Below are 23,441 nucleotides of genomic sequence, written 5' to 3'. Positions count from 1 at the left end.
CCCCTTCATCGTCATTGTTGCCCCGATCGGGGACCGGTCAGGCCAACTCGGCGAACAGGTGGCCCATCCGGTCCCGTTTGGTACGCAGGTACCGGACGTTCTCCGGGTGCAGGCGGACGGGCAGCTCCTCGCGGCCGGTCACGCGTAGCCCGTACCCCTCGAGGCCCGCTCTTTTCGCCGGGTTGTTGGTGAGCAGGCGCATCGAGCGGATGCCGAGGTCGGCGAGGATCTGCGCCCCGGTGCCGTAGTCGCGGGCGTCGGCCGGCAGGCCGAGCTCGAGGTTGGCGTCGACCGTGTCGAAGCCCCGGTCCTGGAGCTGGTAGGCCTGCAGCTTGTGCAGCAGGCCGATACCGCGGCCCTCGTGGCCGCGCATGTAGAGGACCACCCCGCGCCCGGCCGCGGCGACCCGCTCCAGAGCGGTGTCGAGCTGCGGCCCGCAGTCGCAGCGCCGGGAGCCGAAGACGTCCCCGGTGAGGCACTCGGAGTGCACCCGGACCAGCACGTCCTCACCGTCGCTGAGGTCGCCGAAGACCAGCGCCACGTGCTCGCCGTCGTCGGCGGCGGTGCGGTAGCCGACCGCGGTGAACACGCCGTGCTCGGTCGGCAGGACCGTCTCGACGACCCGCTCGACCTGGCTGCCCTCACGGTGCCGCAGGTAGGCGATCAGCTCCTCGATGGTGATCAGCGCCAGGTCGTGCTCGGCGGCGAATTTCTCCAGGTCGGGACGGCGCTGCATGGTGCCGTCGTCGTTGACCATCTCGCAGAGCACGCCGGCCGGACGGCAGCCGGCCAGCACCGCCAGGTCGATGGAGGCCTCGGTGTGGCCCGGGCGGCGCAGGACGCCGCCGGCCTTGGCCCGCAGCGGCACGACGTGGCCCGGCCGGTTGAAGTCGGTGGGCTCGCTGGCGGCCGAGGCGAGCAGGCGGATGGTGTGCGCCCGGTCGGCGGCCGAGATGCCGGTGCTGACGCCGTGCTTCGCGTCGACGGTCACCGCGTAGGCCGTCCCCCGCGCGTCCTGGTTGGTGTGGAACATGGGCGGCAGGTCCAGCCGGTCCGCCTCGCTCTCCGGGAGCGGGACGCAGATGTACCCGGACGTGTACCGCACCATGAAGGCGACCAGCTCAGGGGTGGCGTGCTCGGCGGCGAAGATGAGGTCGCCCTCGTTCTCCCGGCTCTCGTCGTCAACCACGATCACCGCCTTGCCGGCTGCGATGTCCGCGATGGCGCGCTCGATGGTCTCAAACATTGCGGCTCCCCAGCATCTTCTCCACGTACTTGGCGATCACGTCGACCTCGAGGTTGACCGGATCTCCGACGGCCTTGCTGCCCAGCACGGTCAGCTTCGAGGTGGCCGGGATCATCCCGATCGCGAAGCTGTCCTCGCCGACCTCCATGACGGTCAGTGACACCCCGTCGACGGTGATCGACCCCTTCTCCACCACGTACCTCGCCAGCTCGGACGGCAGTGAGAAACGCACCACCTCCCACTGGTCGGCGGGCTCGCGGGCGATGATCCGCGCCACCCCGTCCACGTGGCCCTGCACCAGGTGGCCGCCGAGACGGCTGCCCAGCGCGGCGGCCCGCTCCAGGTTGACGTTGCTGCCCTCGCGCAGCGCCGCCAGCGAGGTGCGCCGCAGTGTCTCGCCCATCACGTCCGCGGTGAACACGCCGTCGACGTTGTCGATGACGGTGAGACAACAGCCGTTCACCGAGATCGAGTCGCCGTGCCGTGCGTCCGAGGTGACCAGCGGACCGCGCACGGCGATCACCGCGGAGTCCTCGGCCCCCTCGGTCAGGCGAACGACCTCGCCCAGCTCTTCTACGATCCCGGTGAACATCTCAGCTCAGCTCTCTTTCGGCCGCAGGGTCGCGGTGAACCGCAGATCGCCACCGATCTGCGTGATGTCGGTGAAATCCAGTTCGACGGCATCGGCGATGGTGCCGATACCGGCGCCCATCAGCGCGGCACGGCCGTCACCGAGCAGTTTCGGCGCGACGTAACCGACCACCCGGTCGATTAGCCCGGCCGCCAGGAAACCGCCGGCCAGCGTCGGGCCGCCCTCCAGCAGGACGTTGCGCACACCCCGGGCGAACAGCGCGATCAGCATCGCGGCCAGGTCGACGCGGCCGTCCGGACCGGCACCGGCGTCGGCCGCCGTCACGATCCAGGTGGGTGCCGCCGCATCCCGGACACGGGCATTCACCGGGGTACGTCCGGACGAGTCCACCACCACACGCAGAGGCTGCTTGATCGCCAGCGTGCCGTCGCGCAGGTCACGAACGGTGAGCTGCGGGTCGTCGGCGACCACCGTGCCGACCCCGGCCACGATCGCGTCGACGGTGCTGCGCAACACGTGCACGTCGGCCCGGGACTCGGCCGCCGAGATCCACTGGCTGGTCCCGTCGGCCGCGGCCGACCGCCCGTCCAGCGTCGCCGCGAATTTCCACGTCACGTAGGGCCGCCCCCGCCGCACCGCGGTCAGCCAGGCGATGTTGCCCGCCTCCGCCGCCGCACGCCGCACCCCGGTGACCACGTCGATGCCGGCCGCCCGCAGCGTCGCGGCGCCACCGGCCGCCACCGGCGTCGGGTCGTCCACGGCGATCACCACCCGCCGCACCCCGGCGTTGATCAGCGCCTCCGAGCACGGCCCGGTCCGGCCGGTGTGGTTGCACGGCTCCAGAGTCACCACGCAGGTCCCGCCGCGGGCCCGCTCCCCGGCCTGGGCGAGGGCGACGATCTCGGCGTGCGGACCGCCCGCATAGGCGTGGAAGCCCTCGCCGACCACGTCGCCGGCCGGCCCGAGCAGGATGCAGCCGACGACCGGGTTGGGGCTGGTCGTGCCGAGGCCCCGGGCGGCCAGCGCGACAGCGCGGCGCATCGCCTCGTCCTCGGTCACCATCAAGCGGTCCTCTCCACGCGGCACGGACACGCGCTGAAGAGGGGAGTTATCGCCAGGATTCGGACACAAAGGGTACGCTTCGCGCACCCCGGCCGGATCGCGCCAAAGAAGGCACGACCCGCTCCGATCCCGCGCGCTGTCTCCCATCCGGACTGTCTGATCGGCTCTGCAGCCGGTCAACCGTCGGCCCTGGAGTCTCACCAGGTCCACCGCTTGCCTTGGTAGGCAACCGGGTCGCGGGCTTACCGTCGCTCTCGCGTCGGATCACCGCCGGTTCGGAATTTCACCGAGTCCCGCCAGCGCGTGGTGGGTCACCCCTGAGTCTTGCACTACTTCGGGATTTTGCCACCTCCCTGGCGACCTACTTCACATCCGCCGCCGTTATTCCCACTAAAACACTGGGATTTATCACTCGGATTCGCTGCGCCGGCGGTCGATCGCGACATACGACCCGGGCTGCGACTTCGCCACCTTCTTCATCTCCGAGGCGACGGCGATCACCACCCGCGGATCGGTGAAACGCCGCCCGTCCTCGGTCGCCTGGGCCACCCCGATCGAGAGCGTGACCAGCGCTGCCTTCTGCTTGTTGCCGCGCCGGTCGGGCACCTCGATGTAGCCCTGGCGTGCGTCGCCCGGCTCGTACAGCCGGTCGGCGGCCGACTCGAAATCGGTGACCGTCCGCTGGGTCAGCGGCAGCACCTGGTCCGGATGGCAGATGAAGACGAAGTCGTCGCCGCCGATGTGCCCCAGGAAGATCGACGGCTTCCCGGTCTGCGAGGCCGCCCGCTGCAGACTCCGGGCCAGGGCGATGATGAACTCGTCGCCACGGTCGAACCCGTACACGTCGTTGACGCTCTTGAACCGGTCGACGTCGATGTAACCGACCGAGTAGTCCCCGCCACTGCGCATCCGCTCGCTGATCTCCCGCCGCACCCGGGCGTTGCCGGGCAGGCCGGTCAGCGGCGACACCTCACGCGCGTCCTTGTGGCGGCGCAGCGTGTTGGTGACCCGGGCGATCAGCTCCTCCAGGTCGAACGGCTTCACCAGATAGTCGTCGGCGCCCGCCTGCAGGCCGTGGACCTTGTCACCGGTCAGGCCCATCGCGGTCAGCATGATCACCGGCAGCGCCGAGGTGAGCGGCTCGGCCCGCAGCTGACGGATCAGCTCGACACCGTCCATCCCCGGCATCATCCAGTCCACGACCGCCAGGTCGGGCCGGTGCGTCTCCATGAGGTCGAGCGCCTCCTGGCCGTCCTTCGCCCGGATCACCTCGAAGCCGCGCAGCTTCAGGTTGAACTCGACGAAACCGGCGATGTCCGGGTCGTCGTCGACCACCAGGATCAGGCTCGGTCCCTCCTCCGGGTCCAGTTCGGGATCGATCTCGGGTTGCGACTCAGCCGTGCTCATCGCGCCTTTCCTGCCAGCACCGGGACGTAGGCTCGATGATGGTCCCTATCGGGCCCTCACGCCAGCCCCATGCGGGCCGCGGCCAGGGCGCGCAGCTTGCGGATCGCCTCGGCCGGGTCGGCCGCGCCGTAGACCGCGGTGCCGGCCACGAACGCGTCGGCGCCCGCCTCGGCGGCCCGCTCGATGGTGTCGGCCGCGATGCCGCCGTCCACCTCGATGCGGATCTCCAGGTCGTTGATCTGCGCCCGGCGGCGCACGTCACGCACCTTGTCCAGCATCTCCGGCATGAACGCCTGCCCGCCGAACCCCGCCTTGATCGTCATGATCAGGATGGTGTCGAGGTAGGGCAGCAGCTCGAGATAGGGCTCCACCGGCGTGTCCCGATCGATCGCCAGACCGGCCTTGGACCCGGCCGCCCGCAGCGTCTTGGCCAGCGCCACCGGATCGTCACAGGCCTCCGCGTGGAAGGTGACGTTGTAGGCCCCCGCCTCGGCATACGCCGGCGCCCACCGCTGCGGGTCGGTGATCATCAGATGCACGTCGAACGGGATGCTCGTCGCCTTGCGCAGGCTCGTCACCACCGGCAGGCCGATAGTCAGGTTGGGCACGAAATGGTTGTCCATCACGTCCACGTGGACCCAGTCGGCCGTGCCCTCGATCGCCTGCACCTCCTCCGCCAGACGGGAGAAGTCGGAGGCGAGAATGCTCGGCGCGATGATGGGCGAGGCTGTCACGTGAGCATTTTATGACGTCCGGCACCCGGACGACGACACGGCTGCCAGGTCCCAGGTGGTGGTGAATCTAAGGCGTGGCTAAGGTGTCCCCCCATGACGTCGACGCTGGAGCGGGCCCACCCGCCTGCATCTCCCCCGCCAGCCCCGGAGCCCCGGCCCCGCCGGAACAACCGGATCGCGGTTATCGACGGGCTCCGGCTGCTGGCCGCGCTCGCCGTTGCGGCCTTCCACCTCGGTGGCGACCTGGTGGTGCGGGAAGCCTGGGAGGCCCGCCCGGCGACCGTCTTTCCCACCTTCTACTCGTTCGCGTCGTGGGGCTGGCTCGGAGTCGAGCTCTTCTTCATGATCAGTGGCTTCGTGATCTGCATGAGCTGCTGGGGCCGGAGCCCCGGGCAGTTCTTCCGGTCACGGGTGGTCCGCCTCTTCCCGGCGTACTGGCCGGCCGTCCTGATCACCACGGCGGTGGTGACCTTCTGGCCGGTCGTCCGCAACCGGCTGGCGTGGGACCAGATCCTGGTCAACCTGACCATGCTGAACATGCCGATGGGTGTTCCGAACGTCGACCGGTCGTACTGGACACTCTGGGCGGAGATGCGGTTCTACCTGCTCTTCGGCGTGGTACTGGTCTGGCGCGGTCTGACCCTGAAGCGCACCGTGCTGTTCGGTTACGGATGGCTGGTGGCGGCCGTGATCACCAAGGCCTCCAAGGAGCCGCTCCTCAACCTGATCTTCCAGCCGACCTTCGCCCCGTTCTTCGTGGCCGGCATCGCGTTCTTCCTGATCCACAAGTTCGGTCCGGACCTCTATCTGTGGGGCCTGGTCGCACTGTCGTGGGCGCTGGGAGTACACAACATCATCGGCCGTGTGGCCGGTATCGAGGACGACATCAAGGACAAGCTGGACGCACGGATCGGCATGGTCCTGGTGACGGTCTTCTTCATCCTCCTGGCGATCATCGCCATGGGCTGGACCGCACGGATCCAGTGGCGGTGGCTCACCTGGGCCGGCGTGCTGACGTACCCGTTCTACCTGCTCCACCAGCTCGTCGGCATCTCGCTCATCCACGCCATGAACGATCTGCGGCCACGACTCCTGGTGCTCGGCCTGGTGATCGTCATCCTCCTGGTCCTCGCCTGGCTGCTGCATCGCCTGGTGGAGAAACCACTGGCCAGGATCCTGAAGGTCAAGCTCGAACAGGCCTCCGACGGGATGCGGCGAAAAGACACCGCCGAGGCTCCGGCCTCATGAAATCGGGCCGCCAGGCGTTCGCCTGGCGGCCCGACCACTTCCAGGACCTCAGCTGGTACGGCGCAGAACGGCCAGGAACATCGCGTCCGTCCCGTGGCGGTGCGGCCACAGCTGCACCGTCGGGCCGGCGCCCAGCCCCGGCATACCCGGCGGCAGCAGCGGCCGTGCGTCCACGAAGTCGACCTCGACGCCACTGCGCCGGGCCCCCTCGCTGACCGTCACCTGCGTCTCCACCATGTGCGGGGAACACGTCACATACGCCACCACCCCGCCGGGGCGCACCGCCCGCAGCGCCGCCACCAGCAGCTCCCGCTGGAGACGGGTCAGCGGCGGCAGGTCGGCCGGCTGCCGGCGCCAGCGCGACTCCGGCCGGCGCCGCAACGAGCCCAGGCCGGTGCACGGCGCGTCCACCAGCACCCGGTCGAACGCCTCCTCCGGCAGATCCGGGTCGCGGCCCACCGACCGGCCGTCCATCGGCAGCACCGTCACCGGCATGCCCTCGGTGGCGATGTCCACCAGCCGGGCCCGGTGCTCGGCCACCTCGACCGCCGTCACCTCGGCACCCCGGCCGGCCGCGATCGCCCCGATCAGGCCGGTCTTGCCACCCGGGCCGGCGCACAGGTCGAGCCAGCGGGTGTCCCGGCCCTCGATCGGTGCCGCCAGCAGCGCCGCCGCCACCAGCTGCGAACCCTCGTCCTGGACGTGGGCCCGGCCCTCCCGGATGGCGGCCAGGTCACGGGGCGCGCCACCGTTCAGGTACACCGCGTACGGCGAGAACGCGCCCGGCACCCCGTCGACCTCGTCGGCCAGGTCCACCGCGTCGGCCCGCCCCGGACGGGCACACAGGTGCACCGCCGGCGGCTGGTTGTCCTCGATCAGCAGGCGGGCCGTCTCGTCCAGGTCGCCGCCGAGCGCCTCCGCGAACGACCTGATCACCCACTGCGGGTGGTGGTGCACCACCGACAGGTTGGCGATCGGGTCCTCCTGGTAGGCCGGGGCCACCCGCTCCAGCCACGCGTCCAGCGGAGTCTCCGACACCGTGCGCATCACCGCGTTGGCGAACCCGGAGGCCCCCGGCGCCACCGAACGGACCAGGTCGACCGTCTGGTTGACCGCGGCGTGCGGCGGCACCCGGGTATAGAGCAGCTGGTAGACCCCGAGCCGCAGCGCGTCACGGGCCGGCGGGTCGATCCGCGCCACGTCCCGCTCGGCGGCCGCCGCGATGATCAGGTCCAGGGTGCCGACGGCACGGAGCGTCCCGTACGTCAACTCGGTCGCGAACGCCGCGTCCCGCCCGTGCAGGCCCATCCCGCTCAGGATGTCGGCGAGCACCAGGTTCGCGTAGGCGTCGTCGCGGTACACCGCGGCGACCGCCTCATACGCCGCCTGCCGTGCCGGGTCCGCCGGTGGCCGGCCGGCCCGCGGCGCCCGGCCGCTGCGCCCGTCCCGCGGATGGCCCGGGCCGCTCGGCCGGCTCGGCCGTCCGCCGTGCGGGCGCGGCGCCCTGTGTTCCGTCACTCCTGAATCCCGCTCTCTGAAATCTCGAAAACCGTGATCACGCCAGCTTCTCCCCTGCTTCGATCCGCATGCCCCGCGCCCAGTCGGTGGCGGACATCGGCTTCTTGCCCGCCGCCCGCACCTCGCCCAGGATCACCGGCGTCGTTGCCGTCCCGGCCAGCACCTGCTTACGCTCCACCAGAAGCTCCCCCGGACGCAAACCGCCCGGACCGTTCGCGATCGGCCGCACCGGGCCCAGCTTCAGCCGCTCCTCGCGCAGCGTCGTCCACGCCCCCGGTGCCGGGGTGCACGCACGGATCCGCCGGTCCACCGCGAACGCCGGATCATCCCACCGGATCCGGGCGTCGTCGGCGGTCAGTTTCGGCGCGAAGGTGACCCCGTCGTGCGGCTGCGGATGCGCCCGGGCGGTACCCGCCTCGATCGCGTCCAGCACCGCCACCAACAGGCCCGCACCGTCGACGGCCAGCCGATCCAGCAGATGCCCGGACGTGTCGGTGAACCGGATCTGCTCGGTCAGCGTGCCGAAGACCGGGCCGGTGTCCAGCCCCGCCTCCAGCTCGAAGACGCTCGCGCCGGTCACCTCGTCGCCGTGCAGCACCGCATGCTGCACCGGCGCCGCACCCCGCCACGCTGGCAGCAGCGAGAAATGCAGGTTCACCCAGCCGTGCTTCGGGATCTCCAGCGCCGACGGCGGGACCAGCGCACCGTAGGCCACCACCGGCATGCAGTCGGGTGCCAGCTGACGCAGCCGCTCCTGGAACTCCGGATCACGCGGCCTCTCCGGGGTCAGCACCTCGATGCCGCGCGCGTCGGCCCACTCCCCCGCGGGTGAGCGGACCAGACGCCGGCCCCGGCCGGCCGGAGCGTCCGGGCGGGTCACCACGGCCACCAGCTCGTGACCGGAGGCCGCGATCGCGTCCAGACTCGGCACGGCGACAGCCGGGGTGCCGGCGAAGATCAGGCGCATCCGATCACCGGCCCGAACTGAAGATGCCCGACCCGAAGACGCTCCGGCCGTGCGGGCTCTCCTTGATCGTCGGGGGCTTCGCCGCGTCATACCACTCGGCGGAACGGATCTGCTTCATCGCGTCCTTGCGGGAAGCGGTGTCCAGCCGATCCAGGAACAACACCCCGTCGAGGTGGTCGGTCTCGTGCTGCACGCAGCGGGCCATCAGACCGGTGCCGACGAGCTGGATCGGGTCACCGAACTCGTTGAACCCGTTGGCCACCACGTTCTGCCGGCGTTTCGTGTCGATGTAGATGCCCGGGATGGAGAGGCAGCCCTCCGGGCCGTCCTGCTCCTCCTCGTCGGGGAACGACAGCACCGGGTTGACGATGTGCCCGACCACGTCGTCCACATCGAAGGTGAACACGCGCAGACCGACACCCAGCTGCGGGGCGGCCAGACCGGCGCCGCCCTCGTCCTGCATGGTCTCGATCAGATCCTTCACCAGATTGCGCAGTTCCTTGTCGAAATCCACGACGGAATCGGCCGGCGTGCGCAGCACCGGATCGCCGAAGAGACGGATGGGCTGAACGGTCACGCGGTGAGACTCCTGACTCTGGTGGGCAGCACCTGACCAGTCTACGGAGTGACCCGCGCAACGCTGAGGGTGACAGCGGCCGGACGAGACCCTCGGCACGGCTCTCCCGCGGACAGGTCAGAACAGGTCGGCCGGATCCACCTGGATACGGACCGGCAGGGCTGCCTTGCGGGCGCTGCGGACCCCCGCCGCCTCGTGCAGCGCGTGCGCCAGGTCGGCGGCCCGGGAACGGGTGACCCGCAGCAACATCCGCTCCTGCTCGTCGGCCGCCGGAACCGGGCCCAGCAACTCGGCACCGTCCGGCAGCCGGGCCAGCGACAGCAACTCGGCCACCGCCGCCGCCTGCCCGGTGACACTGGCCATCCGCGCCGCCGGTGGGAAGCCCAGGTCACGCCGCTCGGCCAGCTCCCGCGCCGCGAACCAGCCCGGATCCCACCGCAGCAGCGCCTGCACCGGCGCGAGCGACCCGTCCGCCACGACGACCACCCGCCCACCCTCCCGCGCGGGACGGGCCAGGGCCGCCGCGTTCAGCCAGCGCCGCATCGTCTCCTCCGCGGCCCGCAGATCAGCCCGGCTCAGCAGCGCCCAGGTATCGAGCAGCAGCACCGCCCCGAACCCGCCCTCGGCCAGCGGCTCGGCCCCCGGCGTGGACACCACGACGGCCGCCTCCGCCGGAACACTGTCGAGCACCTGCTCGCGCCCGGACGTGCGCACCGGGAACCCCGGAAACGCCCGCCCCAGCTCCTCCGCGGTCCGCCGGGCACCGATCACCGAGGCCCGCAGCCGCCGCTCCCGGCAGTTCGGACACTGGTAGTCGGCCGCCGCCCGCCCGCACCAGTGACAGACCGGCACATCCCGCGCCCCGTGCAGACCCAGCGGCCCCGAACAGTGCGGACACCGCGCCGGGGTCCGGCACTCGATGCACGCCACCGACGGCAGATAACCCCGCCGCGGAACCTGCACCAGCACCGGTGCCCCGGCCTCGAGTGCCTGCTTGGCCGCCTGCCAGGCGACACTCGGCAGCCGGGCGACCGCCGCGCCCGAGTCACGCCCCATCTGGAAGTCGTCGCCGGTCGGCGCGATCGCCGGAGATCGGTGCCGCAGCACGGCACGGTCCGCGACGATCTCCCGCGCCCAGCCGGTCTCGAGCAGCAACTGCCCCTCCCCGGTACGCGCGAACCCGCCCACCAGCGCCGCACAGTCGGCCAGGCGCGCCCGGGTCAGCAACACGTCACGCGTGTGCGGATAGGGCGCCCGTGGCTCGGCATGCAGATCGTCACCGTCGTCCCAGACGACCACCAGCCCCAGATCGGGAACCGGCGCCCACATGGCCGCCCGTGTCCCCGCCACCACCGGCACCCGGTGCCGGCTGGCCGCCAGGAACCGCCGGTAGCGCTCGGACGGCCCGAGTGCCGCGTTGAGCGCGACGTGCAGCCCGTCGCCGAGGGTTGCGGAAAGCGCCCGGTCGACCCGGTCGAGATCCCGCGCGTCGGCGACGACGATCACCACCCCGCGCCCACCGCGAACCGTGGCCGCGGCCGCCTCCGCGATCCGCGCCGGCCAGTCCTCCCCCGGAAGAGCCGACCACACCGCCCGGGCCGGCCGAGCGTCGCGCAGCGCCCGCAGATAGGCGGGCCCGGCCGCATACGCATCCCACCCACCAGCCACCGGCTCCCGGATCCCGCCGAGATCCCAGCCCCGCCCACCCGGCCGCCCCGCGAAGGGCATCCTCACCCGGGCCGGGCCGGCATCCGCCGGAGAGTCACCGATGTCCGCCGAAGTCAGGTCCCTGTCCACCGGCGCCGGGCCGGCATCCACCGGAGCGACGCCGATGCCTGCCGGAGGCGAGCCGGCGTCCCCTGCGACCGGGGCGGCGGCCGGGGCGACCGAGCCGGAGTCCGCCGCCACCGAGCCGGAATCCGGGGCGGCCGGGTCGGGGGCGGTGTCGGCCGCGGCGGGGCCGGGGACGACCGGGTCGGGGACGACCGGGCCGGGGACGACCGGGTCGGGGACGACCGGGCCGGGGGCGGCAGGGCCGGGGACGACCGGGCCGGGGGCGGCAGGGCCGGGGACGACCGGGCCGGGGACGACCGGGCCGGGGACGACCGGGCCGGGGACGGCCGGGCCGGGGACGGCCGGGCCGGGGACGGCAGGGTCGGGGACGGCCGGGCCGGGGACGGCAGGGTCGGGGACGGCCGGGCCGGGGACGGCCGGGCCGGGGACGGCAGGGTCGGGGACGGCAGGGTCGGTGCCCGGCGGAGAAGGGGCGGGTGTCGCTGTCTGGGACTCCACCCGGGCATGCCGGGGTGGCACCGCGAGCCGGAGGACGTCGGCGAGGTTGCCCGCATAGCGATCGGCGACCGCGCGGGCCAGCCGGACGATCTCAGGGTCGAGGACCCGCTCGGGCGACACCACCTTCTCCAGGAAGGCCAGCTTGCCGCCGTGCTCGGACGACTCGACCCGGGCCAGCAGGAAGCCACTGACCTGCTGGCCGGCGAACCGCACCTTGACCCGGACGCCCGGCTGCGCCGCCTCGTCGTCAGCCGCGGAGACCAGATAGTCGAACGGCCGGTCGAGATGCGCCAGCGGCATGTCCACACACACCCTGGCGACGGGCAGCCGCTCTGCCGGCTCCCGCTCGCTGCGCGTCCCCTTGGTCCCCATCGCCGAACATTCTGCCCGCACCCTCTGACATTTCCGCCGGCCGCCGGCCGCCGTCCGCCGGCCACCCCCGTCCGGCGCCCGGCGCAACGCCGTGGCGCGCCGCGCCGCGCCTCGCCGCGAGCAGATCTTGTTCGATTTCCCACCCGCTCCGGTGGGAAATCGGTCAAGATCGCCGCAGGAAGGTCGGCGGCGGGGGGGGGGTTAGTGGGTGAGGCAGGTCACTGTCTGGGCCTGGAGATCGATCTCGACGATGTCCGGGAAGCGGAGGTCGGCCCAGAACCGGGCCGGGTCGGTAGCCAGCTGGTAGCGACTGGCCATCCACACCGTCGGGGCCAGGCCGTGGGTGCCGATGACGAGAGTGCGGTTCTGTTCGGCGGCGAGGGCGGCGTGGCGTACGACCGCGGCGTCGAACCGCTCGATCACCTGGTCGCGCGGCTCCCACCCCTCCGGGCACTCGCCTCGCGCGTAGGCCTGAGCGGCCGAGTGGTAACCCTGCTCGTCGGTGAACCACACATGGGGGCGATGGACCTCGGCGAGACCCGCGTCACGGACGACACGCTGGGCGCCGGCGATCTCCTGCATGGTCTGTGCGGCCTTCGGCTCGGTGCTGGCCACGTAGTAGGCCGGATGGCAGACGTGCAGCCGCATCAGGCGGGCCGCGACACGGCTCTCCTGTGCCAGCTGCCACTGCTCCGACGGCACGTCCGGATCGACGGCCGGCATCGCATGCCGTACCACGATCACCCGATCGCCCTGAACACCCGTCATCACGGAAGCGTAAGCGCCTTCACCACCCCTGACTCTCATGCGAACGAACACGCATTTCAGGCGCCGCCAGTTCACTTCCCGGGACAGTTCCTGCCGGTTTCCGCGGAAGGACACGGCGTGGCACGGCAGGACGGTGCCGACGGCGAAGCGCCTGCTCCCCGGGGGAGCAGGCGCTTCAGCGTGAACGGGCCGTCAGGAAGCGGCGTTCTTCAGGTCCTGGGCGCGGTCGGTGCTCTCCCACTTCAGCTCCGGCAGCTCGCGGCCGAAGTGGCCGTACGCCGCGGTCTGCTGGTAGATCGGGCGCAGCAGGTCGAGGTCGCGGATGATCGCGGCCGGGCGCAGGTCGAAGACCTCGCCGATGGCCTTCTCGATCCGCTCGACCGGCACGTTCTCGGTGCCGAACGTCTCGACGAACAGGCTGACCGGGTGCGCCTTGCCGATGGCGTAGGCGACCTGGATCTCGCAGCGCTCGGCGAGCCCGGCGGCCACGACGTTCTTGGCGACCCAGCGCGTCGCATACGCGGCGGAGCGGTCGACCTTGGACGGGTCCTTGCCGGAGAACGCGCCGCCACCGTGCCGGGCGTAGCCGCCGTAGGTGTCGACGATGATCTTGCGGCCGGTGAGGCCGGCGTCGCCCATCGGGCCGCCGATCTCGAAGCGGCCGGTCGGGTTGACCAGCAGCCGGTAACCCTCGGTGTCGAGGCCGAGGCCCTCCAGCTCGGGGGCGATGACATGCTCGCGGACGTCCGGCGTGAGCAGCGACTCCAGCGAGATGTCGGCGGCGTGCTGCGACGAGACGACGACGGTGTCGAGACGGACCGGGCGGAGACCGTCGTACTCGATGGTGACCTGGGTCTTGCCGTCGGGACGCAGGTAGGGGATCGTGCCGTCCTTGCGGGCGGCCGACAGGCGACGGGCCAGGCGGTGCGCGAGGGCGATCGGCAGCGGCATCAGCTCGGGGGTCTCCGAGCAGGCGAAGCCGAACATCATGCCCTGGTCGCCGGCGCCCTGCGAGTCGAGCACGTGCTCGCTGTCGCCGGAACGCAGCTCGATGGCACTGTCGACACCCTGGGCGATGTCGGGCGACTGGGAGCCGATGGAGACACTCACGCCGCAGGAGGCGCCGTCGAAGCCCTTCTTCGACGAGTCGTAACCGATCCGCAGGATGGTGTCGCGAACGATGCTGGGGATGTCGGCGTAGGCCTGCGTGGTGACCTCACCCGCCACGTGCACCTGGCCGGTGGTGATGAGGGTCTCCACCGCGACACGGCTACGCGGGTCCTGGGCGAGCAGGGCGTCGAGAATCCCGTCGCTGATCTGGTCAGCGATCTTGTCCGGGTGGCCTTCCGTGACCGACTCGGAGGTGAACAGGCGGCGTGCCACGGTGCTCCTCAGATTTTGTCGAATACCAACGTAACGCGGAAGTGTAGTCAGGGCCGCCGGGCGTCCCGGACCTGGGCTTCCAGGCGAGTGGCGACTTGATCGAAAATCATATCGGCCACATCGTCTTTGGGTAGTTCCCCGTGAGTGGCGGTGAAGCCGTCCGCCCCCAGCAGGGTGACGGTGTTGCGATCCTGGCCGAAGACCAGGTCGGGGCCGACCTCGTTGACGACGATCAGGTCGGCGCGCTTGCGGACCAGTTTGCCGCGCGCGTTCTCCAGAGCGTCGTGGGTCTCGGCCGCGAAGGCGACGAGGACCTGGCCGGGCAGCTTGTTCGCACCCAGTTCGGCGGCGATGTCCGGGTTCGTCACGAGGGTGATCGGTCCGGGCGTACCGTCGTCGGTCTTCTTGATCTTCTGCTCGGCGACCGACGCCGGGCGGAAGTCGGCCGGAGCGGCCGCCATGACGACGACGTCCGCCGACGCGGCCGCCTCCACGGTGGCTTTGCGCAGCTCCTCGGTGGTGCCGACCCGGACGACGTCGGCACCGGCCGGGTCCGGCAGCGACACGTTCGCCGAGACGAGGGTCACCCGGGCGCCGCGGGCGACGGCCGCCTTGGCGAGCGCATAGCCCTGCTTGCCGGAGGACCGGTTTCCCAGGAAACGGACCGGGTCGAGCGGCTCGCGGGTGCCGCCGGCGGTCACCACCACGTGCCGACCGGCAAGATCGAGATCAAGACCCCGGCGGAGTACGCGCAACGCCGTCTCGAAGATCGCGGAGGGCTCCGGCAGCCGCCCCTTGCCGGTGTCCTTACCGGTCAGGCGCCCGACGGCGGGCTCGATCACGATCGCCCCGCGCTCGCGCAGCGTCGCCACGTTGGCCCGGGTCGCCGGGTTCTCCCACATCTCGGTGTGCATGGCCGGCGCGTAGACGACCGGGCAGGTGGCCGTGAGCAGGGTGTTGGTGAGCAGGTCGTCGGCGATGCCGTGGGCGGCCCTGGCCATCAGGTCGGCGGTGGCCGGTGCGACGACGACGAGCTCGGCGGCCCGCCCGATCCGCACGTGCGGCACCTCGTGCACGTCGTCCCAGACACCGGTGGCGACCGGCCGCCCGGACAGCGCCGCCCACGTGGGCTCGCCGACGAACTTGAGCGCCGCATCGGTCGGGACGACCCGCACGCCGTGTCCGGACTCGGTGAACAGCCGCAGCAGCTCGCACGCCTTGTAGGCGGCGATCCCCCCGCCGACGCCCAGCACGATCTCGGTCACAGCTTCACCATCGGCACGGAATCACCTCGGATAACAATTGATCCCGCGCCCATGATGCGGGACGCGGGATCAAAGGATTGATTTAGATCACGGGTTGTCGGTCGCCTCGGCGGTCAGCAGCCCGGCGTTGATCTCGCGCATCGCGATGGAGAGCGGCTTCTCCTGGGGAGTGGTCTCGACCAGGGGGCCGACATACTCCAGGAGGCCCTCACCCAGCTGGCTGTAGTAGGCGTTGACCTGGCGGGCGCGCTTGGCCGCGAAGATCACCAGCGAGTACTTCGACGAGGTCTTGTCGAGCAGCTCGTCGATCGGCGGGTTGGTGATGCCTTCGGGGTTCGCGATGGTTCCCACGTGGTGAATCCTTAATGCTCGTGTGCCAGGTATAACGAACCGAGCAATCCTACCAGCTCGTCAGCTGCCCGTTCGACGAAGTCGTTCACGACGGTGACGTCGAACTCGGCCTCGGCGGCCAGCTCCTCGTCGGCGTGAGCGAGACGGCGCTTGATCGTCTCCTCGTCGTCGGTCCCCCGGCCGATGAGGCGCCTCTGGAGCTCCTCGACGCTCGGTGGGGCCAGGAAGACCAGCTGGGCGTCCGCCATGGCCGCACGCACCTGTCGCGCGCCCTGCAGGTCGATCTTCAGCAAAACGGGCCGGCCCTGATGGAGCCAGCCCTCGACCTGCGCGCGGGGCGTGCCGTAGAGGTTGCCCGCGAATTCCGCCCACTCCAGCAGCTGATTTCCGTCGATCAGTCGCTGGAACTCGGACCTGGTCACGAAGTGGTAGTGCTCGCCGTCGGTCTCGTAGTCGCGTTTCTTGCGTGTTGTCACCGACACAGAGAGTTTGATCCACGGCGAGCGCAGCCGGATCAGCTCGATCACACTGTCCTTTCCGACCCCTGAGGGGCCGGAAAGAACGGTGAGGCGGGCCTCCGGCTGCGCGTCGTCATCCATGCTCACGGCTCATTCCTACACGAGCCGATGAGTCAGTTCGCAGCGAACTCCCCCAGGAGGGCCTTGCGCTGCTGGTCGCCGAGGCCCCGGAGCCGGCGGCTCTCGGCGATCTTCAGCTTCTCCATGATCTGGGTCGCGCGGATCTTGCCGATGCCCGGCAGCGCCTGAAGCACGGCCGAGACCTTCAGCTTGCCGACGACCTCGTCGCCTTCCGCGCGCTCGAGCACGGCGGCGAGGGTGGTCTTGCCGGACTTGAGCTGTTCCTTCAGCTCAGCCCGAGCCTTGCGAACTTCCGCGGCCTTCTCCAGCGCAGCAGCACGCTGTTCGGGGCTCAATGACGGGAGCGGCACCAGTTCTCCTCAGGTCCCTGAGCGGCGGTAGTTCAATACCGGCGCTTCTGTGAAACGTGGTGTGCCATGGAACCGAAGGGGCATATGGTTCCCGGCGCCGGGAAAACTAGCGGTCAAACCGGGTTTCGGCAACGTGGGGGTACCCCCGGTCCGGCTCATCGGGAGCCTGGTAAGCAGGCCGTTTCACCCGAGCGCGGCGCGCACGCCGGCCAGAACGCGGTCCGTCGCGGCCCTCAATTCGCCGATCTCCGGGCCGGCGGCGAGAACTTCGCGTGAGTACGACGGCAACACGTTGTGAAGGCTCTCACCGAAGACGGCTCGCAGGTCATCGGGGGTTCCGCCCTGCGCTCCGAGGCCCGGCGCGAGCAGCGGACCGTTGACCTTGGAGAGGTCGTGGCCGGTCTCGCCGATCGTCGCGCCGACCACCAGGCCGAGGCTGCCGAGCGGCTGCGCACCCGCGTTGACCTGGGAAATCTCATCGATCACGGTTTGCGCGACGGATTTTCCGGACGAAGTGACGGCGTGCTGGACGGCCGGTCCCTCGGGGTTCGAGGTCAGTGCCAGGACGAAGACTCCACCCCCGTGAGCGGCCGCCGAGTCGAACGCCGGCTGGAGAGAACCGACTCCAAGGTAGGGACTCACAGTAATCGCGTCAGCACAGAGAGTGCTTGCGGGACTCAGATACGCGTCGGCGTACGCGGCCATCGTCGAGCCGATGTCGCCACGTTTCACATCCAGCAGGACAAGCGCGCCGGCTTCGCGAGACTGTCGGATAGTTGACTCAAGAACAGCGACGCCGCGTGACCCAAATCTCTCAAAAAAAGCTGACTGCGGCTTCAGAACAGCCACCCGATCGGCCAGTGCTTCGACGACCGTACGGGCGAAGTGTTCGAGGCCGGCGATGTCGTCGGAGAGCCCCCAGCGAGCCAGGAGAGAGGCGTGCGGGTCGATGCCGACACACAGCGGACCACGCTCCGCTACCGCCGCGTGCAGTCGTTCGCCGAAGGTTTCCATGAACTTCTCACTCTCCCGTGTCAGCTAGCCGCCACCGCGGCGGCGATTCCGGCGGTAATGCGGGCCACGTCGTCGTCGTCCGAGACGTACGGCGGCATGGTGTAGATCAGATCCCGGAACGGGCGCAGCCAGACCCCCTCGGCCACCGCGGCGGCGGTCGCCTTCGGCACGTCGACCGCACGGTTCATCTGAACGACGCCGATGGCGCCGAGAACTCGCACGTCAGCGACCCCCGGCGCGCCCCGGAGCGGTTCCAGACCGTGTTTCAGCCCGGATTCGATGCCCGGTACGGCCGTCGCCCACCCGCCCTCACGCAAGAGGCCGAGCGAGGCCAGTGCGACGGAACAGGCGAGCGGGTTCCCCATGAAGGTCGGCCCGTGCGCCAGCCCGCCCCCCTCCCCCGCGGAGATCGCCGCGGCCACCTCCGCGGTGCACAGGGTGGCCGCCAGGGTCAGATATCCCCCGGTCAGTGCCTTGCCCAGGCACATGATGTCCGGGCTCACACCGGCGTGCCCGGCCCCGAAGAACCGCCCGGTCCGGCCGAACCCGGTCGCGATCTCGTCGAAGATCAGGAAGATCCCGTGGGCGGCCGTCACCTCACGGAGCACCCGCAGGTACCCCGGATGGTGGAACCGCATCCCCCCGGCGCCCTGGACGACCGGCTCGACGATCACCGCGGCGATCTCGCCGGCGTGACGCTCGATCGTGTCGGTCAGCCGCGCGGCGTAGCCTTCGTCCCACTCCGTGGGCGGTGCCTCCGCGAAGACCTGGACCGGCAGCACCCCGGTCCAGAGCGAGTGCATGCCGCCGACCGGGTCGCAGACGCTCATCGGGTGAAACGTGTCACCGTGATATCCGCCACGCCAGGTCGCGAGCCGGCTCCGGCCGGGGCGCCCGAGGGCCCGCTGGGCCTGGAGCGCCATCTTGATCGCCACCTCGACGCCGACCGAGCCGGAGTCGCAGAGGAACACGTGCTCCAGCCCGGCCGGGGTGATCTCCACCAGCTCGGTGGCCAGCCGGATCGCCGGCTCGTGGGTGAGCCCGCCGAACATGACATGGCTCATCCGGCCCGCCTGCTCGGCCAGTGCCGCGTCCAGAACCGGATGCCGGTAGCCGTGGACGGCCGCCCACCAGGACGACATCCCGTCGACCACCTCACGGCCGCCGGACAGCCTCAGCCGTACCCCCTCGGCGCTCTCCACCAGGTAGGGCTCACTGCGGCCGGGCATCGGGCCATACGGATGCCAGACGTGCGCCCGGTCGAGTGCCAGAAGCGTCGCCGCACCGTCGCCGTCCGGGCCAGGGGGACCGGACGACGGGCCGAGCGCAACGCGGTCGCGCTCGGCCGCGCTCATCGGGCCGCTGCCGCCCGCGACGGGCGGGCGCCCCGGGCGACCTCCAGGACCAGGTCCGGGCCCTTGTAGATGAACCCGGAGTAGAGCTGCACCAGGGCCGCACCGGCGTCGAGCATGCGGGACGCGTCGTCGGCCGACATGATCCCGCCGACCCCGATGATCGGCAGTCTCCCGCCGCTCTCGCGGTGCACGAACCGGACCACCTCGCGGGACCGGGCGGTCAGCGGCGCGCCGGAGAGGCCGCCCGCCTCGCTCGCCAGGTGCCGGTCGGCCGGGTCGAGCCCGTCCCGGGACAGCGTCGTGTTGGTGGCGATGATCCCGGCCGCGCCGTGGTCCAGGCAGACCCCGAGCAGCTCGGCGATGGCCGGCTCGGTCAGGTCGGGCGCGATCTTGACGAGCACCGGCACGTCACCGGCGAGCGCCTTCAACAGGGCCGCGATCGAGTCCCGGTCCTGGAGGTTACGCAGGCCCGGGGTGTTCGGCGAGGAGACGTTGACCGCGATGTAGTCGGCGTACGGGTGCAGCAGCCGGTAGGACGTCAGGTAGTCCTCGACCGCGTCCTCCAGGGGCGTCACCTTGGACTTGCCGAGTGAGATGCCCAGCGGCACGTCGAGCGGCCCCAGCTCGGCCAGGCGGTCGGCCAGGGCGGCCGCGCCGGCGTTGTTGAAGCCCATCCGGTTGATGATGCCCTCGCTGGCCTTGGCCCGGAACAGGCGCGGCTTGTCGTTGCCGGGCTGTGGCTTCGCGGTGACGGTGCCGACCTCGACGAAGCCGAAGCCCAGCGCCGGCCACGCGGGCAGGGCGATCCCGTTCTTGTCGACGCCGGCGGCCAGGCCGACCCGGTTCGGGAAGCGGACGCCGAAGACCTCGACCGGGTTGGAGAAGCCGTACCAGCGGCGCATCGCGGCCAGCGCCGGGGCGGGCAGCTTGGCGAGCCGGTTCAGCGTCCACTCGTGGGCGTGCTCGGCGTCCCCGCCGCCCAGCCGGAACAGAGCCGGCCGGGCGACGTTCGTGAACAGGCTCACTCGCCACCTCTGAGCAGCTGGTGCAGCTCCTGGAGCGGCCGGACCGACATGTCGCCGGCCCGGAGCGCCTCGATGCCCATGACGGCGGCCGCGGCACCGGGCACCGTGGTGATGCTCGGCACGTCGGCGGTCACGGCGGCGCTGCGGATCTCGTACCCGTCGAGGCGGGCGCTCGCGCCGGAGCCCTGCGGGGTGTTGATGATCAGCGAGATCTCACCGGCCAGGATCAACTCGACCGCGTTGCGCTCACCGGGCTTCTCGTAGTGCTTCGGGACGATCTCGCAGTCGATGCCGTACCGCCGCAGCACCTCACCGGTCCCGGCTGTGGTCACGATGGTGAAGCCCAGGTCGGCGAGCCGCTTGACCGGGAAGATCATCGACCGCTTGTCCCGGTTGGCGACCGAGACGAAGACCTTGCCGCTGGTCGGCAGCGAGCCGTAGGCGGCGGCCTGCGACTTGGCGAACGCCTGGCCGAAGCCGGCGTCGATGCCCATCACCTCACCGGTCGACTTCATCTCCGGGCTGAGCAGGCTGTCCACGTTCTGCCCGGCGAGGGTGCGGAACCGCTTGAAGGGCAGCACCGCCTCCTTGATCGCGATCGGCGCGTTCGCCGGCACGGTCCCGCCGTCGCCCTCGGGCAGCAGCATGCCCTCGGCGCGCAGGTCGGCGATGGTGGCGCCGAGCATGATCCGGGCGGCCGCCTTGGCCAGCGGCACCGCCGTCGCCTTGGAGACGAACGGGACGGTCCGCGAGGCCCGCGGGTTCGCCTCCAGCACGTAGAGCGCCTCGTCCTTCAGCGCGTACTGCACGTTCATCAGGCCGCGCACGCCGATGCCCCGGGCCAGCGCCTCGGTGTAGCGCCGGACCTCGGCGATGTGCGAGGCGGCCAGCGTGATCGGCGGCAGCGAGCAGGCCGAGTCACCGGAGTGGATACCGGCCTCCTCGATGTGCTCCATGACGCCGCCCAGGTAGACCTCGCCGGTCGCGTCGCAGAGGGCGTCCACGTCGATCTCGACGGCGTCGTCCAGGAACCGGTCGACCAGCACCGGGTGGTCCGGAGAGATCTCGGTGGCCCGCTCGATGTAGCCCTTCAACGTGGGCTCGTCGTAGACGATCTCCATGCCCCGGCCGCCGAGCACGTAGGACGGGCGGACCAGGACCGGGTAACCGATCGTGTCGGCGATCGCCTTGGCCTCGGAGAAGCTGGTGGCGGTGCCGTGGTCGGGCGAGCGCAGCCCGTTCTCGGCGAGCAGCGCGCCGAACAGGCCACGGTCCTCGGCCAGGTCGATCGACTCGGGCGTGGTACCGACGATCGGCAGGCCGGCCGCCTTCAGACGGTTCGCCAGGCCGAGCGGGGTCTGGCCGCCGAGCTGCACGATCACGCCGATCACACCGGGTCCGCCGGCCGCCTTGCCGGAGCTGTCCTCGGCGTGGAACACCTCGAGGACGTCCTCGAAGGTGAGCGGCTCGAAGTAGAGCCGGTCGGCGGTGTCGTAGTCGGTCGACACCGTCTCCGGGTTGCAGTTGACCATGACCGTTTCAAAATCGACACCCCGCAGCGCCTGTACGGCGTGCACGCACGAGTAGTCGAACTCGATGCCCTGCCCGATCCGGTTCGGCCCGGAGCCCAGGATGATCACCTTGGGCCGGTCGCTCGGCACGACCTCGGTCTCCTCGTCGTACGACGAGTAGTGGTAGGGCGTGTTCGCCTGGAACTCGGCCGCGCACGTGTCGACGGTCTTGTAGACCGGGCGGATGCCGAGCCGGTGCCGCAGCGAGCGGACGCCGTCCTCACCGGCCAGCTCCGGGCGCAGCACCGACAGCTGCTTGTCGGAGAGCCCGGACCGCTTCGCCCGGCGCAGCAGTTCCTCGTCGAGGAACGGGGCGGCCAGGATCTCGGCACGCAGGTCGACCAGCGCCTGGATCTCGTCCAGGAACCACGGGTCGATCCGGCCGGACGCGGCGTGCACCTGCTCGACGGTGGCACCCAGCCGCAGCGCCGCCTCGACCGTGTAGAGCCGGCCGTCGTGCGGGACCTTCAACGCCTGCAGCGCCTCGTCCACGCTGGTGAACGTGGGCGCGGTCCAGAACCCGGCGGCCTTGGTCTCCATCGACCGCATGGCCTTGTTGAGTGCCTCGGCGAAGTTGCGGCCCAGGCTCATCGCCTCGCCGACCGACTTCATCGTGGTGGTGAGCTCCTTGTCGGCGCCCGGGAACTTCTCGAACGCGAACCGCGGGATCTTCACGACCACGTAGTCGAGCGCCGGCTCGAAGGCGGCCGGCGTCTTCAGCGTGATGTCGTTGGGGATCTCGTCGAGGGTGTAGCCGACGGCCAGCTTCGCCGCGATCTTGGCGATCGGGAAGCCGGTCGCCTTCGACGCCAGCGCCGACGAGCGGGAGACCCGCGGGTTCATCTCGATCACGATCATCCGGCCGTCGTCCGGGTTGATCGCGAACTGGATGTTGCAACCGCCGGTGTCCACGCCGACCTCGCGGAGCACGGCGATACCCAGGTCACGCAGCTTCTGGTACTCCCGGTCGGTGAGCGTCATGGCCGGCGCCACGGTCACGCTGTCACCGGTGTGCACGCCCATCGGGTCGACGTTCTCGATCGAGCACACGACCACGACGTTGTCGTGCTTGTCGCGCATCAGCTCGAGCTCGAACTCCTTCCAGCCGAGCACGCTCTCCTCGATGAGCACCTCGTGCACCGGGGAGGCGGCCAGGCCGGCGCCCGCGATCTGCTCCAGGTCCTCAGGGGTGTGCGCCATGCCGGAGCCGAGACCGCCCATGGTGAACGACGGGCGGATGACGACCGGCAGGCCGATGTCGGCGACCGTGGCGCGCACCTCGTCCATCGAATGGCAGACCCGCGAGCGCGGTGTCTCGCCCCCCGCAAGCGCCACGATGTCCTTGAAGAGCTGCCGGTCCTCACCCTTGCGGATGGCTTCGACGTTGGCGCCGATCAGCTCGACGCCGTACTTCTCCAGGACACCGGCCTCGTGCAGGGCGATCGCGGTGTTCAGGGCGGTCTGGCCGCCCAGGGTCGGCAGGATCGCGTCGGGGCGCTCCTTGGCGATGACCAGCTCGACGAACTCCGGGGTGATCGGCTCGACGTAGGTGGCGTCGGCGAACTCCGGGTCGGTCATGATCGTGGCCGGGTTGGAGTTGACCAGCGAGACGCGGATGCCCTCGGCCCGCAGCACCTGGCAGGCCTGGGTGCCGGAGTAGTCGAACTCGCAGGCCTGGCCGATGACGATCGGGCCGGACCCGATCACCATGACGTGTTTGATGTCCTCACGCTTCGGCATGTGGA

At 70.8% G+C, this 23,441-nt stretch carries 20 protein-coding genes and 1 riboswitch; of the genes, 1 reads left to right on the top strand and 19 read right to left on the bottom strand.

Annotated elements, in window-relative coordinates:
* Positions 1-37: 37 nt before the first annotated feature.
* The 5 genes from ACFO0C_RS08435 to rpe form a co-directional block, all read right to left on the bottom strand.
* Positions 38-1,246 (bottom strand): bifunctional 3,4-dihydroxy-2-butanone-4-phosphate synthase/GTP cyclohydrolase II, encoded by a 1,209-nt coding sequence (locus tag ACFO0C_RS08435; RefSeq protein ID WP_378065981.1) that lies wholly within the window; start codon positions 1,244-1,246, stop codon positions 38-40.
* Entirely contained in the window at positions 1,239-1,838 is a 600-nt protein-coding gene (locus ACFO0C_RS08430; protein ID WP_378065980.1) for a riboflavin synthase, read from the bottom strand. Before ACFO0C_RS08430 ends, ACFO0C_RS08435 begins: the two co-directional genes overlap by 8 nt.
* A 6-nt stretch (positions 1,839-1,844) precedes the next feature.
* Positions 1,845-2,900, bottom strand: coding sequence for a bifunctional diaminohydroxyphosphoribosylaminopyrimidine deaminase/5-amino-6-(5-phosphoribosylamino)uracil reductase RibD (gene ribD, locus ACFO0C_RS08425; RefSeq protein WP_378065979.1), 1,056 nt, complete (start codon positions 2,898-2,900; stop codon positions 1,845-1,847).
* 131 nt (positions 2,901-3,031) lie between these two features.
* A riboswitch (FMN riboswitch) is annotated at positions 3,032-3,205 on the bottom strand.
* Positions 3,206-3,308: 103 nt separating this feature from the next.
* On the bottom strand, positions 3,309-4,307 hold the full coding sequence (locus ACFO0C_RS08420) for a GGDEF domain-containing response regulator (protein ID WP_378065978.1): 999 nt from the start codon (positions 4,305-4,307) through the stop codon (positions 3,309-3,311).
* A gap of 56 nt (positions 4,308-4,363) precedes the next feature.
* Positions 4,364-5,041 carry a ribulose-phosphate 3-epimerase gene (rpe, locus tag ACFO0C_RS08415; protein ID WP_378065977.1) on the bottom strand — a complete coding sequence of 226 codons (678 nt, stop codon included), beginning with the start codon at positions 5,039-5,041 and terminating at the stop codon, positions 4,364-4,366.
* 93 nt (positions 5,042-5,134) lie between these two features.
* On the opposite strand from rpe, the gene ACFO0C_RS08410 reads away from it, so the two are divergent.
* Positions 5,135-6,289 carry an acyltransferase family protein gene (locus ACFO0C_RS08410; RefSeq protein ID WP_378065976.1) on the top strand — a complete coding sequence of 385 codons (1,155 nt, stop codon included), beginning with the start codon at positions 5,135-5,137 and terminating at the stop codon, positions 6,287-6,289.
* Positions 6,290-6,337: 48 nt separating this feature from the next.
* Here ACFO0C_RS08410 and ACFO0C_RS08405 read toward each other — a convergent pair whose 3' ends face one another.
* From ACFO0C_RS08405 to carB, 14 genes are all read right to left on the bottom strand, one after another.
* Positions 6,338-7,807 carry an RsmB/NOP family class I SAM-dependent RNA methyltransferase gene (locus ACFO0C_RS08405; protein WP_378065975.1) on the bottom strand — a complete coding sequence of 490 codons (1,470 nt, stop codon included), beginning with the start codon at positions 7,805-7,807 and terminating at the stop codon, positions 6,338-6,340.
* Between the two features lie 37 nt (positions 7,808-7,844).
* The gene (gene fmt / locus ACFO0C_RS08400; protein ID WP_378065974.1) at positions 7,845-8,774 is read right to left on the bottom strand and encodes a methionyl-tRNA formyltransferase; all 930 of its coding nucleotides are present in this window, start codon (positions 8,772-8,774) and stop codon (positions 7,845-7,847) included.
* A gap of 4 nt (positions 8,775-8,778) precedes the next feature.
* Entirely contained in the window at positions 8,779-9,351 is a 573-nt protein-coding gene (gene def / locus ACFO0C_RS08395) for a peptide deformylase (protein ID WP_378065973.1), read from the bottom strand.
* Between the two features lie 117 nt (positions 9,352-9,468).
* Positions 9,469-11,949: a primosomal protein N' gene (locus tag ACFO0C_RS08390; protein ID WP_378066084.1), complete on the bottom strand. Its 2,481-nt coding sequence runs from the start codon at positions 11,947-11,949 to the stop codon at positions 9,469-9,471.
* 267 nt (positions 11,950-12,216) lie between these two features.
* Complete coding sequence (locus ACFO0C_RS08385) at positions 12,217-12,783, bottom strand: histidine phosphatase family protein (protein WP_378065972.1); 567 nt, start codon at positions 12,781-12,783, stop codon at positions 12,217-12,219.
* Between the two features lie 192 nt (positions 12,784-12,975).
* Positions 12,976-14,166, bottom strand: a complete 1,191-nt coding sequence (metK, locus tag ACFO0C_RS08380; RefSeq protein WP_378065971.1) for a methionine adenosyltransferase — start codon at positions 14,164-14,166, stop codon at positions 12,976-12,978.
* A gap of 47 nt (positions 14,167-14,213) precedes the next feature.
* Entirely contained in the window at positions 14,214-15,431 is a 1,218-nt protein-coding gene (gene coaBC, locus ACFO0C_RS08375; RefSeq protein ID WP_378065970.1) for a bifunctional phosphopantothenoylcysteine decarboxylase/phosphopantothenate--cysteine ligase CoaBC, read from the bottom strand.
* Positions 15,432-15,518: 87 nt separating this feature from the next.
* Positions 15,519-15,782, bottom strand: a complete 264-nt coding sequence (rpoZ, locus tag ACFO0C_RS08370) for a DNA-directed RNA polymerase subunit omega (RefSeq protein WP_015623990.1) — start codon at positions 15,780-15,782, stop codon at positions 15,519-15,521.
* Positions 15,783-15,793: 11 nt separating this feature from the next.
* Positions 15,794-16,381 (bottom strand): guanylate kinase, encoded by a 588-nt coding sequence (gmk, locus tag ACFO0C_RS08365; protein WP_378066083.1) that lies wholly within the window; start codon positions 16,379-16,381, stop codon positions 15,794-15,796.
* A 32-nt stretch (positions 16,382-16,413) separates the two neighbouring features.
* Positions 16,414-16,731 carry an integration host factor, actinobacterial type gene (mihF, locus tag ACFO0C_RS08360; protein ID WP_360325203.1) on the bottom strand — a complete coding sequence of 106 codons (318 nt, stop codon included), beginning with the start codon at positions 16,729-16,731 and terminating at the stop codon, positions 16,414-16,416.
* A gap of 183 nt (positions 16,732-16,914) precedes the next feature.
* Positions 16,915-17,745, bottom strand: coding sequence for an orotidine-5'-phosphate decarboxylase (pyrF, locus tag ACFO0C_RS08355; protein WP_378065969.1), 831 nt, complete (start codon positions 17,743-17,745; stop codon positions 16,915-16,917).
* A gap of 20 nt (positions 17,746-17,765) precedes the next feature.
* Positions 17,766-19,100 carry an adenosylmethionine--8-amino-7-oxononanoate transaminase gene (locus ACFO0C_RS08350; protein ID WP_378065968.1) on the bottom strand — a complete coding sequence of 445 codons (1,335 nt, stop codon included), beginning with the start codon at positions 19,098-19,100 and terminating at the stop codon, positions 17,766-17,768.
* Entirely contained in the window at positions 19,097-20,125 is a 1,029-nt protein-coding gene (locus ACFO0C_RS08345) for a quinone-dependent dihydroorotate dehydrogenase (protein ID WP_378065967.1), read from the bottom strand. Before ACFO0C_RS08345 ends, ACFO0C_RS08350 begins: the two co-directional genes overlap by 4 nt.
* On the bottom strand, positions 20,122-23,436 hold the full coding sequence (carB, locus tag ACFO0C_RS08340; RefSeq protein ID WP_378065966.1) for a carbamoyl-phosphate synthase large subunit: 3,315 nt from the start codon (positions 23,434-23,436) through the stop codon (positions 20,122-20,124). The genes ACFO0C_RS08345 and carB overlap by 4 nt, the downstream gene beginning before the upstream one ends.
* Positions 23,437-23,441 lie beyond the last annotated feature (5 nt).

The organism is Actinoplanes subglobosus (assembly GCF_042650585.1).
Taxonomy (GTDB): Bacteria; Actinomycetota; Actinomycetes; order Mycobacteriales; family Micromonosporaceae; genus Actinoplanes; species Actinoplanes subglobosus.
This window is presented reverse-complemented; position numbering and strand designations above follow the sequence as displayed.

Bases quoted from the DNA above. Each gene is read 5' to 3' on its own strand.
- ACFO0C_RS08435 (WP_378065981.1), bottom strand. From the start codon at position 1,246: ATGTTTGAGACCATCGAGCGCGCCATCGCGGACATCGCAGCCGGCAAG.
- ACFO0C_RS08430 (WP_378065980.1), bottom strand. From the start codon at position 1,838: ATGTTCACCGGGATCGTAGAAGAGCTGGGCGAGGTCGTTCGCCTGACC.
- ribD (WP_378065979.1), bottom strand. From the start codon at position 2,900: ATGGTGACCGAGGACGAGGCGATGCGCCGCGCTGTCGCGCTGGCCGCC.
- ACFO0C_RS08420 (WP_378065978.1), bottom strand. From the start codon at position 4,307: ATGAGCACGGCTGAGTCGCAACCCGAGATCGATCCCGAACTGGACCCG.
- ACFO0C_RS08410 (WP_378065976.1), top strand. From the start codon at position 5,135: ATGACGTCGACGCTGGAGCGGGCCCACCCGCCTGCATCTCCCCCGCCA.
- fmt (WP_378065974.1), bottom strand. From the start codon at position 8,774: ATGCGCCTGATCTTCGCCGGCACCCCGGCTGTCGCCGTGCCGAGTCTG.
- ACFO0C_RS08385 (WP_378065972.1), bottom strand. From the start codon at position 12,783: ATGACGGGTGTTCAGGGCGATCGGGTGATCGTGGTACGGCATGCGATG.
- gmk (WP_378066083.1), bottom strand. From the start codon at position 16,381: ATGGATGACGACGCGCAGCCGGAGGCCCGCCTCACCGTTCTTTCCGGC.
- pyrF (WP_378065969.1), bottom strand. From the start codon at position 17,745: ATGGAAACCTTCGGCGAACGACTGCACGCGGCGGTAGCGGAGCGTGGT.
- ACFO0C_RS08350 (WP_378065968.1), bottom strand. From the start codon at position 19,100: ATGAGCGCGGCCGAGCGCGACCGCGTTGCGCTCGGCCCGTCGTCCGGT.
- carB (WP_378065966.1), bottom strand. From the start codon at position 23,436: ATGCCGAAGCGTGAGGACATCAAACACGTCATGGTGATCGGGTCCGGC.